Consider the following 14398-nt stretch of genomic DNA (forward strand, 5'->3'; position numbering starts at 1 on the left):
AACTCTTGTTAAAGGCTTGGTTTATTAATAAAGGTTAGTTTCCTTTGCCACCATCATTACCGCTACCATCACTACCACCTGTATCAAGGTCGGTAGTTCCACCAGTACCGTCATCGCCGGTACCATCGGTAGGTACATTAGTACTTGTAACTAATTCTGTTTGGTAAACAGTGTCATTTGGTACAATATCTTCTGTTAAGTCTGTACAACTTGTAGTTAACAAAAATAACGTGCTTATTAGTAGTGTAAATTTTAAAGTTCTCATAATTTCAATTTTTAAATTTTGACAATAGTTTTCCTAGCCGCATGTGCAGCTCGTATAGCATCGAAATAAATTTTCGTGTGTATTACATCATTTTTTAAATGAGGCAATAGTCATCTAACCCAAGTGTTTGGGCAGTAGGTAGAATTAAATTGATTGAAACATCAATTCATGAAGATGCGTTACTACTAAGGCCTATTGAGTACAACAGACTTCAGGGAATTCTACTTTGTCATAAAGGAAGCGTTTGCAATTTTGAAATGAACGCTAGTTGATTTTTAATTCTAAAATAGTGACAACATTATATATAATGAAGATGATTTTAGTAAGCGTTCTTGTTGAATGAGTAAACGTCCTTTTTCATTTAGTATGTGCAATTTTAATGTTTTCATAGCATTTATTTTGTCTTCTTAATATAATGAAAAAAAACGAATTATACAAGTTTTAACTTGTTAAAAATGTGTTTTTTAATAAAAAAAGCGTCTTTTTAAAAAAGACGCTTTTTTGTTATATATAAGTGTAGAATAATTGCTAACTCCTCATTAAATATTTTGCTCCACAATAAACATCCTTGTCTTTTTTTGTTCCGTAATCTGCTCCTTTTCTATAAGCTAAGCTGATACTTCTGTTTATGTTAGTTAATACCATCGTTTTAAATTTTTATTTATTAATAATACCAATTAAGTGTATCTTAATAAGTATGGTACAAATATACTAAATTTTTACAATAAAACAAGTGTTTTTTAAATTTAAGCTGTTGTAAATCAGTTGATTATGTTGTTGTTAAGGTAAAGAAGGACTGTCCGGATAATATCCAGATAAGTAGTGTTTTTGTAACGTTTTGTACGTTAGTAGCTTAGAGTTCAATTAAGAGTTTTTAGTATGTTTAAATTAAAATTCCATTTTTCAAAAAAAATATAAAAAAAGCGCCCAAAATTAATTGGACGCTTTATATATCATTAGTTTTATAATCAAATCATATCTGAGTTTTCATTATAATTAACATACAACGTCCGGTTTCGAAAGATTCCTTCATCAGGATTCCCACGAAAACTACATGTTAAGCTTACAAGCTCTTGTGCTATATGTAAATTCATTTTTTTCATAAAAAACAAATATATAAAATTTTAAATAATTTCTGTTTTAACGAAATTTTTGGCTTTTGAGGTCTTTTTTACCTCATTTTGGTGAAAAAGTAAGTCAGTGACTTACTAAAAGTAAGTCACTGACTTACCAAAAAGAAAATTAGACGACTTATTTTTGTCTCGGTTAAAATTTAGACCTTCAATAAGGTTAAGATATAAAATGGGGAATTATATCACGTCGTAGGGAAAGTTCTATGAAGAAAAAGAAAAACAAAATGATTTTTACTCTAACCAAAGTAAAATACTCAAACTGAGAGTGTCTTTTAAGGCGCTCTTTTTTATTAGAAAAAAGCTATATAGTCAGAAGATAAACGAGTTAAGTAAGTTAATAAATAGTTAAGTGCTGTGTTTTAATAACAAGTGTTTAGAGGTGGGAATAAAAATAATTGTTTAAGTTTAATTAAAGTTGGTAACCTTTTAGTGAGCTAGATTTAAACTACAGCTAAGAACTTCTTAAAGTAAGTGTTGTTGATTTGCGGACATAACACAAAAATTAACATAATAATGAAAAACTTACTTAAATTAGGGTTCTTAGGCGTTTGCGGAGCTATAGCTTTAACATCTTGCGATTCTGATAGTACACCTAGTCACGGAGATTCAATTGAATTAAAAGCATACTCAAAAACTCCAAACTTTTTAAAATTAGAATCAGAGTTTTCTGGAGTAAACATTTTTCCTTTATTGTCTTCTGAAGATAAGTTAGAAGATACACCAAACTTTGTATACGGTTCTATGGCAGATGGAGCTGGGTTAATGAGAAATTCAGATGGAACTTATACTTTAATAAATAATATTGAGGCAGATTATTCAATTGCTCGTATTAAATTAGATAAAACTTTTAAGCCTGTACATGGTGAATATATTTTAAATGCAAATGCTACTGCTAGTACAGCACAGTGCTCAGGTTCATTAATTACAGAGGCAGAACACGGTTTTGGTCCATTATATTTATCTGGTGGAGAATGGGGAGGAGCTTCTAAAGGAGTTTTTGCAACTGATCCTTTAAAAAATGTTTCAGCAGCAAGTACTCCAAAAATGTTAACAGCTATGGGACAATGGTCTACAGAAAATGCAGTGGCAATTGGTAAAGATGCGTACGCAGATAAAACAGTTGTATTTATTGGAGATGATCATTCAGATAATGAAGTACCTTCAGGCCAATTAGGAATGTATGTAGGTGATAGAGGAGATTTAGAAGGTGGTAAATTATATGGTTTAAAGGTAACTGATGAAGGGATTGCTTATGAGGTAGATATGAAAGAAGGTACAACTTATAATGCTTCTTTTGTTGAGTTAACCGAAAAGAATATCGATTTATTAGATGCAGAGGCTAAAGAAAAAGGAGTGATGGGATTCTCTCGTTTAGAAGATATTGATTGGAGAAGAGGTTCTGCTAAAAACAATCGTGAAATTTATTTTTGTGTAACAGGTCGTAAAAAAGACGGTTTAGTAGGAAAAGGAACTATCTATGGGCGTGTATATAAAGTAGAGTTAAATGAAAATGATCCTACTGGAGCAGCAAAAATTACCTGTGTTTTAGATGGAGATAAATTAGATGGAAAAGCAAAAGCTTTCCATAGTCCAGATAATATCGTAGTTACAGAAAACTATGCGTATATTCAAGAAGATCCAAACGGATATTTTGATGGTGAAAAGAATCACGCAGCTAGCTTATATCAATACAACTTGAAAACAGGAGAGGTAAAGAAAGTGTTAGAGTGCGATCAGGTTGCAGCTTCTGCTCAAGGTTACGGAGCGTCTTATCAAGATAAAGCATGGGAAATTACTGGTATGATTGATGTTTCTGAAACTATTGGAGTAAGCAATACGTTTTTATTAATTACTCAAAATCATGGCTGGGAACCTGCTGATGGAGGAGCATTTACTGACCCTATGGCAAACGATGCAGCGGAAACAAGAAAAGAAGGAAGTCAATTATATGTAGTTCAAGGATTAGATAGATAATGACAAACAATTTTCAAAAAATAAAAAAGGCACATGTTATCATGTGTCTTTTTCTGGTATCTATAATTGGTTGTAAACAAGAAAAAACAACAAGCTATTCAAAGCTAGATAATCAAGCTTTGGTGGCAAAAGTTCAAGAATATTATTCAGAGCGTCTTGATGACTGTATTTCAAGTTTAGAAGAAATTAATGTTGTTGAAGAGGTTTCCGAAAAGCTAAATAAGTATAAGTTAGCGAGAAGGGAATTTAAGTTGATAGAACCTATATTAGCTTTTGCTGATAAAGAAAACTACAAGAGTCTAAATGCTCCTAATATTTTAAAGATTGAAGAGGAGGATGCTACGGATATTAAAATAAGAGCCCCTTTTGGGTTTCAAGTTATTGAAGAGTTATTAAATGAGGATGAAGTTGACGTTGCAGAGGTAGGGAGCATTATAAAAAAGACAGTAAGTAGGCTTAAACTAATAGCGGCAAATAACACGTTGTATTTAAAAAAACACCATGTTTTATGGCTGTTGCGCGATCAAATTGCCCGTATAGCTTTGGTAGGAATAACAGGTTTTGATTCACCAGTATTAGAGCAATCTTTATTAGAAGCAAAAACAAACTACGAAACCTTACTTTTTATTATAGGTACTTATAAAAGTGAGTTTTCAAAAGATAAATTGTATACTGATTTTGTAAATGAGTTGCAGACAGCTCAAAAAATGTTACAAGAAGGCAATTTTGAGTCGTTTAATCGCTATGATTTTATAAAAAATCACACACATAAACAATTGGAGTTGTTGGCAAAAACCTCAGAAGATTGGAAAGTAGAGTTCCCTTTAACTATGACGTTCAATAATAACATTACTTCATTATTTTCTAAAGAAACATTTAATATTGATTTCTTTAACGATTATCATCAGTTAGAAAAGGCGATGTCTAATGAAAAAATAGCTTTAGGAAGAAAACTATTTAATGATAAGAATTTATCAAAAGACGGTGTGATGAGCTGTGCTACTTGTCATATTAAAGATAAGGCTTTTACAGATGGGTTAGCAACTTTTCCAAAACAAAAAAGAAATACACCAACCTTACCGTATGCTGCTTATCAACAAACCTTTTTTCACGATGGAAGAGCAGGTAGTTTAGAGGGGCAAATTGTGGGAGTTGTTGAAAACAAGAATGAGTTTCATACCAATTTAGAAAACTTGACAGAAACTGTAAAAAATGACAGTGTATATACAAAGTCGTTTGCTAATCTATATGGAAAAGTAACTGATTTTAACATCCGAAATGCAATAGCAAATTATATTAGAAGTTTAGGCGATTTTAGTTCTAAGTTTGATAAAAATATCAACAATAAAGAAAACACTTTAACAACTTCTGAAATCAACGGATTTAATCTTTTTATGGGGAAAGCAAAATGTGCCACTTGTCACTTTCCACCTGTGTTTAACGGAACAGTTCCACCTAATTTTACGGAAACAGAAGTAGAATCTATTGGAGTTCCAAATATGAAAGAAACAGGGTTAGATGATGATTTAGGAGCTTATAATATATTTAAAACTGAAGAACGAAAATACTTTTTCAAAACTTCTACCGTTCGTAACATATCCAAAACGGCTCCCTATATGCATAATGGGGTGTATGAAACCTTAGAACAAGTAGTTGATTTTTATAATAAAGGTGGTGGACAAGGGTTAGGATATAAAGTACCAAATCAAACGTTACCATCAGATAAATTGAATTTGTCAGAAAAAGAAATTAAAGACCTAATCGCTTTTATGGAAGCCTTAACGGATGAATAATTCATTCAATTTTTATAGTTAACATAAAACTCTCTAATATATATTTAGAGAGTTTTTTTATTTTTACTGTAATTTCTAATGGTAGTTTCGACCAATTAGAACAAATCAATTATCATGAAAAAAATACTAGTACTAATCGCTATAGCTCTTGTTTCAATAGCATGTAAAAAAGAAGTTAAAAAGGAAACAATTAAAAAAGAAGAGGTAGCAACATTAAAATACCCGAAAACATTAGAAAAAATTCTTGAAAAACATGGAGGGATTGAACAATGGAAAAAAATGAAAACATTGTCATTCACACTAAAAAATGAAGAACATACTACAGACTTACATTCACGAAAAACAGTAGTGAATTCACCAGAATATTCTTTAGGGTTTGATGGAAAAGAAGTGTGGTTACAACAACAAGATTCAACAGCGTTTAAAGGAAACCCGGAGTTTTATTACAATCTATATTTTTATTTTTATGCAATGCCTTTTGTATTAGCTGATGATGGCATTGTGTATTCAGAAACAAAACCGCTGACTTTTGAAGGAGTTAGCTATCCAGGAATAAAAATTTCATACAAAGCCAACGTAGGAACTTCACCAGATGATAATTATTTTATATTTTACCATCCAGAAACAAAACAAATGGCATGGTTAGGGTATACGGTTACTTATTTTAGCAAAGAACCAACTGATGCTTATAAAATTATAAGATATAATGATTGGGAAAATGTTAACGGTTTGTTATTACCAAAATCCATAACTTGGTATGCTAAAGATGAAAATGGGCAACCAACAGAACCAGGAAGAGAACCAATTCAGTTTAAAATGCCTTTGTTAAGTGAAGCATCATTAGCCAATAGTTTTTACGAAAAACCAAAACAATAATCAACTAATAAAAAAACAAAGTATGGATAAAAAGTATGTATGGAAAAAAGAGTATACATTAGTCTTAGTAGCTAATTTAGTATACATCGTGTTATTTTACATAATCACTAACATATATACAAAATAAACCATGCAGCTAGTAGATTGGATTGTTCTTTCGGTAACCTTATTGTTTATTGTTTTATATGGAGCTTGGAAAACCAAAGGAAGTAAAAATGTTGAAGATTACATAAAAGGAGGAAACGAAAGTAAATGGTGGACGATTGGTTTGTCAGTTATGGCAACACAAGCCAGTGCGATAACTTTCTTATCAACCCCAGGACAAGCATTTCATAGCGGAATGGGCTTTGTACAGTTTTACTTTGGATTACCAATCGCTATGGTGATTATTTGCTTGGTGTTTATTCCAATTTATCACCGATTAAAAGTTTATACAGCCTACGAATATTTAGAAGGAAGGTTTGATCAAAAAACTCGAACCTTAACTGCAATTCTATTTTTAATTCAACGCGGATTAGCAGCTGGAATCACCATTTTTGCGCCAGCTATTATTTTGTCTGCTGTTTTGGGTTGGGATTTAATTACTTTAAATATCATCATTGGGGTTTTGGTAATTATTTATACCGTTTCAGGAGGAACAAAGGCGGTAAGTGTTACGCAAAAACAACAAATGGCAGTAATTTTCGCAGGAATGTTTGTAGCATTTTATTTGATACTACAGTATTTACCAGACGATATTACATTTACCAAAGCATTAGAAATTGCAGGAGCTTCCGATAAAATGAAAGTGCTTGATTTTTCTTGGGATTTAAATAACCGTTATACGGTTTGGACAGGTATTTTAGGAGGAACATTTTTAATGTTATCGTATTTTGGAACAGACCAAAGCCAAGTCCAACGCTACTTGTCAGGAAAATCATTAAGAGAGAGTCAATTAGGATTGATTTTTAACGGGCTGTTAAAAGTACCAATGCAGTTTTTTATTCTGTTAGTAGGAGTGATGGTGTTTGTATTTTATCAGTTTAATCCGTCACCGTTAAATTTTAATCCAAAATCAGGAGAAGCAATAGCAAATTCCAACCTTGAAACAATAGAACAATATGTAAAATTAGAAGAGCAACATCGTTTTATTGAAGGAAGAAAAAAAGCGCTGATTTTTGAAGGATTAACTCCTGAAAATGTAATGCAGATTCAAGAGTTTAATGAACAAGATAAGGTACTAAAGGAAGAAGCAAAAACTATTATTTCAAAAGTAGATCCATTGGTAGAAACAAACGATAAAGACTATGTGTTTATTCACTTTATTCTGAATAATTTACCAAAAGGATTGATAGGTTTGTTGTTAGCAGTAATTTTATCAGCTGCCATGTCTTCTACGGCATCTGAATTAAACGCCTTAGGAGGTACTACAGCTATTGATTTATACAAACGAAATACGAAAATAGAATATAGTGAAGAGCATTATGTAAAAATGTCAAAATGGTTTACCCTAGGTTGGGGGATTTTGGCAATTTTAGTCGCCTGTATAGCAGATTTATTTGATAATTTAATTCAGCTTGTAAATATTATTGGTTCTATTTTTTATGGAAATGTGTTGGGAATTTTTTTACTAGCCTTTTTTATAAAGTTTGTTAAAGGAAATGCAGTATTTATTGCAGCGATAATTACGCAATTAATTATTATAGCAGTTTGGTACATCGATTGGCTACCGTATTTGTGGTTGAATGCTTTAGGGTGCGGTTTAGTAATGCTATTAGCAATACTAATTCAATCAACGTCTAAAGAAAACTAACTTTTTTCTATTCGTAAAGCATCAATAATATCAGAAGCAATTAGGGCGTTGTATCCTTTTTTGCAAGCGGCATCGTCACCTGCTTTTCCGTGGAAAAATACACCTAATAAAGCGGCATGTAGAGGAGTATAGTTTTGTGCTAATAAGCCTGTGATAATTCCTGTGAGTACATCACCGCTACCACCTGTTGCCATTCCTTGGTTTCCAGAAGTGTTGAAGTATAAATTTCCTTCAGGAGAAGAAATCACAGTATATGCATTTTTTAAAACTACGATACATTGATATTTTGCAGAAAACTCAAGCTGCTTCTGAAAACGTTCGGTTGAGGTGTCAGACTTTCCTATCAATCTATCAAACTCTTTAATATGTGGAGTTAAGATAGAGTTTTTAGGAAGTAACGATTTTAATTCTTCGTTTTGAGCAATAATATTAATAGCATCGGCATCAATAACTAACGGGCTACTACTTTTCGATACTAATTTTTTTACAAGTTGTGTTGTTTTTTCGTTAACATCCAATCCTGGACCTATCGCGAGAATGTCGTATTTGAAAATTTCTGGGAGTTGGGTCACGAATTCTTCATTCTCGTCGGTTAGGCACATTGCTTCTGGAATGGAAGATTGCATAATTTGATACCCGCATTTTGGTACGTAACTAGTTAGCAGACCTACACCACTTCGCAAGCAAGCTTTTGAAGAGAGTACCGCAGCTCCCATTTTTCCGTAAGAACCTGCAATTAATAAAGCGTGTCCGTAACTTCCTTTGTGTGATTGACGTAATCGGGGTATTAAAATTTCAGTAATCTTTTCGTTTAAAATAAAATAGTTACTTTTCTGCTGTTGAATAAAATCTTCATCTAAACCAATATCAACTGTTTTCCAATTTTTTACATGGTTTCCATTTTCAGGAAAAAAGAATGAAAGTTTTGGTCTTTGAAAGCTCACTGCTATATCTGCATGTACAACAGTTTCAGAATCAGGAAGCTTATCGCAATATAAACCAGAAGGAAGATCAACAGCGTATATGGTTTTTTTAGCATTATTAATGTTTTCAATAACATGCTTTATAAAACCAGTAACAGGCTTGGAAAGCCCAAAACCAAAAATAGCGTCAATAATAACATCATATTCAGAAAAATCAGGAATTGTACTGGTTGATTTTATAGTGATAGTATCATCAAGTTTTTGAAAATTAATATCACAATCTGAGCTAAGTACATCTTTAAACTGAACTAAAAAAGGTTGTACAGTATATTTCTTACTTTTTAAAATTCTAGCAATAGCAAATCCGTCACCACCATTATTACCAACCCCACTAACAATAGCAATTTTTAGAGAACGGTTTAGTAAAGGTTCAATAGCTTTTACAAAGGCTAAAGATGCTTGTCCCATCAGAGCAAAAGAAGTAATTCCTTTTTTACTAATAGTATGTTCGTCAGCTTTTCGTATTTGTGTAACGTTGATTATTTTTTGAAGATTTTCCATGTTAGAAATTTACAACTTTACATAAAAAAAGCAAAAATAAACCCACAAAATTCTTTGTGGGTTTATTATAATTAATAGTATATGAAGTTTTTATTGAATTCTAGCATTAACTAAACTCATAATACGTTCAAATTGTTCTTTAAGTCCCATGTCAGAATTATCAAACTCAATAGCATCGTCTGCCATGACTAAAGGAGAATCTTCTCGGGTAGAATCTATTCTGTCACGTTCTTGTACGTTTTGTAAAATTTCTTCGTAGTTAACCTTGTCACCTCGGTCTATTAATTCTTTGTAGCGACGCGTAGCGCGTTTATCGGCAGAAGCAGTCATAAATAATTTTAGTTCAGCATTAGGAAAAACTACAGTTCCAATATCACGACCATCCATAACAATCCCTTTGTTTCTGCCCATTTCTTGTTGTTCGCTAACTAACTTTTTTCTAATTTCAGAAACTTCAGCAACTTTGCTTACCAATTTAGAAACTTCAATACTTCTAATTTCTTTTTCAACATTGGTTCCGTTTAAAAACATTTCAGCAAAACCAAGTTTTTCATTAAAAGTAAAAGACAGAGAAATGTTAGGTAAATCAGCAACTAAATTTTCTGAGTTAAAATGGTTTTTAGAAATATAATTATGTTGCATAGCATATAAGGTAACAGCTCTATACATAGCACCAGTATCAACATAAATATAACTAAGTTCTTTAGCTAATTGCTTAGCAATAGTACTTTTTCCTGTAGATGAAAAACCGTCAATGGCTATGGTGATTTTCTTTGTCATGATTCAAAAAAATAGATAGCAAATATACGGTGGATTTTTAATATTACGAGGTTGCTTTTTTGTGGTTAAGTTTAAGATTGTTGATTTTTTTTAAAGTATTGTATTGTAGTGTTTTATTGGTTGTTTTTTTGTGTTTTTAAACTTTAGTTGTGGGTTACACATAGATTTTATATATTTCGGCGTTAAATTTTGTTAATTTTAATGCCGTTTTTGTTAAGAAAAACTATAAATTTGACACCCCTTAAAGGATCCCTTAGATGAAAAATTACACTAAAAGCATTTTATTACTTTTAGCGACACTTCTGTTTTGTGCAACAAGTGCTGTATCTCAGACGCTGCTTAAGCCTGAGATTCAGTTTTCTAATGCTTGTAATGGAGCAGCTACAGATTTTAATGTGGTTTTTAAATACTCGGGTTCAGATTTTGACTCCAATAATGTATTTACGATAGAATTATCTGATGCAGATGGAAATTGGGGAAGTCCGATCAATGTAGGTACAGTAACCACTGAAAATTCTTCATATACTTTTTCTAGAACTTTTCAATTGCCTGATAATACTTACGGAACTAATTACAAGATACGTTTGGTTGCTAGTTCACCAGTAATGACCAGTCCAGATTCAGATTCGTTTGCAGCATATAAATTTTCAACAGATACTTTAGTTTTAAATAATTATAAAGACGTTATACTTTGTGATAGTGGATCAGCAGAACTTATATTAAATACTAATCAGAATGGTAATTACGAATGGTATAAAGATGATGTATTATTTACCACTACAACGGAACCTAAACTAGAGGTCACTTTACCTGGGAAGTATGAAGTGAAAATTGATTATGGAAAATGTGGTAGTGTAACTTCAACAATATCTTCTGTAATTATCTTAGATAATACAGCTAAACAAATTAAAGGGCCTTCAACCGTAGAAATATGTGGAGATGAGTCACATACTTTTGAAGCTAACACAAATCGTTCAGGTTTAACCTATAATTGGTACTTAGACAATAAATTAGTACAATCATCTAATTCTTCAATCTATACAACACCAACAACAGGGCAGTTTGGAACGTATCATTTGATAATTGATACAGGAACCTGTACTACCAAGTCAAACGATGTAGTGTTACAACAACAAACAACAGCAGGTTTTAGTGTAAATGCAGAAGGAGCTTTGACTAAAGTGATTTTACCCAGTGAAACTATTGAGTTATGTATAAATCATGATGCATCTTCTGGAACGATACAATGGTATAAAGAGGTTGATACTCCTTTAACAGCAAAAACTCAACGATGTATGAATGCCACTGAGTCAGGAGTGTATTATGCGCGAGTAACTGAGAGTACAGGAACTTCATGTGATGCCATAGTAGATTCTGAAAAGTTTACATTGTTAAATGTAACGTCTTTTGAACCAACCATTAGAACAGAAACTAATTATGAGGAATGTAATACTAGAAGTACAGAGTTAAGCATAGTAGGTGTTAAGGTAGAGGCAGAAGATGGTAATATGTATGACCTAACATCAGCTCAAATAGGGATGCTAAATTATCAATGGAATTTGGACGGAAACCCTATATCTGGTGAGACTAGTGATGGACTGTTTTTAAGTAGCTATACCGATAATGGTTCGTATACTTTAACTATAAATGTAGGGGCTATATCAGGAACGTCTAAAGCGCTGGATGTTAAGTTGGCTGAAGTACCCGAAATAAGAAGCACATCAACTTCAAACTCACTTTGTACTGGGTCTTCTATAACTTATACAATAAATAATATAGTAGCAGGTTATACGTATCAATGGATTAAAGATGGTACGGATGATGTTACCCCTGCTAACCCTGAAAACTTAATAGTAACTGAAGTTGGAGAATATGTGTTGAAATATTCAGGTTTTGGTTGTGATAATGAACTAGAGCCTATAAACGTAGTGATGTTTGATGATTCTGCGGTAACCATTACTCCTTCTGAGATTGTGGTAATGGAGGAAGGAAGTTCAGCTACTATAACAGCAGCAGGGGGAGAGTCATATGAGTGGTATCAAGGAGAGAGTATATCAGGAACCACATTATCAACAACAGAACAGTTAGAAGTAACAGAGCTAGGTTTTTACACAGTATTAGTAAAAGTAGGGGCCTGTTCGGTAACAAGAACGGTAGAAGTTGTAGAGCCAGATGATCAAATTATAGTACCCAACACCTTAACTCCTAATGGAGACGGTAAAAATGACACATGGAAGATATCAAACAAATATGCGTTTCAGCCACTAGTAACTGTAATGTTGTATAATGCTAATGGTAAAGAGATTTTAAAAACAACTGAGTACAAAAATGATTGGCCAACAGAAGATTTAGGAAATCAAAAAGTTTTTTATTATAAAATAATAAGAGAAGACAAATTGATTAAAGCTGGAACGATATCTGTTTTACACTAAAAAGGTTAGAATGATTAGAAAAATTACCTTACTTATTATATTGATATTAAATGTGTTTGTTATACAAGCGCAAACTTCTGGTAATGAACAGCAATATAATAGTTTCAGTTCTCGTAACTTTATGAAGTTTAATCGCTTTTTAACCGTGCCAACATTTTCTGCATTACGAGAAAACAAAACATCTCTTTCAGCTATAGTAAGAAACAGTAACATAGATTTTGAGGATAATCCCCGTTTATATGTGCTTACGTATTCAGGGAAAATGAGAGAAAATGTTGGAGCAGGAGTGGCTGTATATCAACAAGATGTAGGGTCGGTAAAAGATTTTGGAGCTATAGCAAATTATGCACATCGTTTACAGTTAAATGAAACGATGGATTTAACTTTTGGATTTAACTTTTTATATAGTAGAAGAAGTTTAAACTGGGGGAAGGTTCTAGTAACTGATGATGACGATACTTTTTTAAGTAATTATCAAGATGATCCTGTGGTTAATTTTCAACCAGCAGTAACGTTGTCTATTGGAAAGTTTGATGTTGGTGTCTTTTTCGAGAATTTAGTAGACTTTAATCTTAAAAAAAGTGAGATGGCAACTTCTTTTGGAGAAAAAACATTTTCGGGACATCTAATGTACTCTCATGAATTTACTTACGCATCAGGGCTTTTTGAAGGAGCTGATGTAAGATTCCTAGCAACCGCTAGAAAACCAGGGAATGATGACTTTGGTTTTGGAGGGAGCGCTATAGTAGATTTACCTAAAGCAGGTTGGGTTAAAGCTGGTTATGACAAAACATATGGAATTTCAGCTGGTGTTGGAATAAACCTTTCAGAAAATTTAGCGATAGGATTTAGTTACGAAAAAAGTAGTTTTGCAGCAACAAATGAAGTTGGACTTATTTATAATTTTGGTAAAAAAAGGTTTACAAGAGAACGACCTAAGAGGAGAACAGGAAATATTAAAGTTAACCTTCCAGAAAGAACACCTAAAAAAGAAATAGAATATAAAAACCCAGAACACAACGATTTATCTGACGAGATTCAACAAGCACAGGATTCTATTGATATACTAAATAAAAAGATAGATGAAGTATTACGAATACTGAAAAATCAACCGGCTCCTAAAATAGTTACCAATACTAATACAGTAATTATTAAAGATAGTGTTCAAACAAAAGATACCACATTAAGAAGAAGATCAAATAAACCATGGCGTAAGAGTACTGTAACTCGCTCTGGTGGAGGAGGAACTATGTATTATGTGGTTTCGGACCAATTTAGAAGTAAAGAAAATGCAGAAGCTTTGATAGATAAATGGGCTCGATTAGATATTGAAGCTAAGTATGTATTTGAACCTAATAAAAAATTATACTATGTATACATAGATAGGTTTGCTAAAGAAGAGGAGGCAGAAGAAAAGGTAGACGATTTTAATGATAAAACACGTTTATTTGAAAAGAATGATGAGAAAAAAGATAATTCTACAATAAAGGTTAATAAGACTACTAAGGACCCTGTGTACGTAGTTAAAATTACCTTAGGAGGAGAGCTTAGTAGTTATGAAGAGCCAAAGACTCAACCACCAGCAAGGGTTTATCCAATGCAGGCCGAAGGAGTTGAGCCCGGATATTATTTACGAGTATACGTAAATTCTCAGAAAGCATTAGCTGATAGAAATGTAGATGAATTAAGAAACGATGACATAGATGCAGATTATTTTGTAGATCCAAAAACAGGCTACATGCATATCTACATTTTTAAAACAACAGATAGATCGGAAGCGATTAAAATGTACAATACAAATTTAAATGGTGCTTTTTATGATCGTAAAGCAATCATTCAAATTAAATAATATAATATAATAAAAGAACT

Annotated in this window: 9 protein-coding genes; 6 read left to right on the forward strand and 3 right to left on the reverse strand. The window is 32.3% G+C overall.

Features of this window, described 5'->3' with window-relative positions; genetic code table 11:
• Positions 1-34: 34 nt before the first annotated feature.
• A complete protein-coding gene (locus tag AC3VJB_RS02805; RefSeq protein ID WP_497666723.1) occupies positions 35-265 on the reverse strand; it encodes a hypothetical protein in 231 nt (76 codons plus the stop codon).
• Positions 266-1911: 1646 nt separating this feature from the next.
• Here AC3VJB_RS02805 and AC3VJB_RS02810 point away from each other — a divergent pair.
• From AC3VJB_RS02810 to AC3VJB_RS02825, 4 genes are all read left to right on the forward strand, one after another.
• The gene (locus AC3VJB_RS02810) at positions 1912-3372 is read left to right on the forward strand and encodes an alkaline phosphatase PhoX (RefSeq protein WP_497666724.1); all 1461 of its coding nucleotides are present in this window, start codon (positions 1912-1914) and stop codon (positions 3370-3372) included.
• A gap of 41 nt (positions 3373-3413) precedes the next feature.
• Positions 3414-5165: a cytochrome-c peroxidase gene (locus AC3VJB_RS02815; RefSeq protein WP_497666725.1), complete on the forward strand. Its 1752-nt coding sequence runs from the start codon at positions 3414-3416 to the stop codon at positions 5163-5165.
• Positions 5166-5279: 114 nt separating this feature from the next.
• Positions 5280-6041, forward strand: coding sequence for a DUF6503 family protein (locus AC3VJB_RS02820; protein ID WP_497666726.1), 762 nt, complete (start codon positions 5280-5282; stop codon positions 6039-6041).
• Positions 6042-6171: 130 nt separating this feature from the next.
• Positions 6172-7833, forward strand: coding sequence for a sodium:solute symporter family protein (locus AC3VJB_RS02825; RefSeq protein WP_159611716.1), 1662 nt, complete (start codon positions 6172-6174; stop codon positions 7831-7833).
• On the opposite strand, the gene AC3VJB_RS02830 is transcribed toward AC3VJB_RS02825, so the two are convergent.
• Together AC3VJB_RS02830 and cmk are read right to left on the reverse strand one after the other, a co-directional pair.
• Positions 7830-9317 carry an NAD(P)H-hydrate dehydratase gene (locus AC3VJB_RS02830; protein ID WP_497666727.1) on the reverse strand — a complete coding sequence of 496 codons (1488 nt, stop codon included), beginning with the start codon at positions 9315-9317 and terminating at the stop codon, positions 7830-7832. The genes AC3VJB_RS02825 and AC3VJB_RS02830 overlap by 4 nt on opposite strands.
• A 90-nt stretch (positions 9318-9407) precedes the next feature.
• Positions 9408-10097: a (d)CMP kinase gene (gene cmk / locus AC3VJB_RS02835; RefSeq protein WP_497666728.1), complete on the reverse strand. Its 690-nt coding sequence runs from the start codon at positions 10095-10097 to the stop codon at positions 9408-9410.
• A 257-nt stretch (positions 10098-10354) separates the two neighbouring features.
• On the opposite strand from cmk, the gene AC3VJB_RS02840 reads away from it, so the two are divergent.
• Together AC3VJB_RS02840 and AC3VJB_RS02845 are read left to right on the forward strand one after the other, a co-directional pair.
• Positions 10355-12529: a T9SS type B sorting domain-containing protein gene (locus AC3VJB_RS02840; RefSeq protein WP_497666729.1), complete on the forward strand. Its 2175-nt coding sequence runs from the start codon at positions 10355-10357 to the stop codon at positions 12527-12529.
• Positions 12530-12539: 10 nt separating this feature from the next.
• Positions 12540-14378: a PorP/SprF family type IX secretion system membrane protein gene (locus AC3VJB_RS02845; protein ID WP_167713991.1), complete on the forward strand. Its 1839-nt coding sequence runs from the start codon at positions 12540-12542 to the stop codon at positions 14376-14378.
• Positions 14379-14398 lie beyond the last annotated feature (20 nt).

It is taken from the genome of Tenacibaculum sp. TB-53, assembly GCF_059716285.2.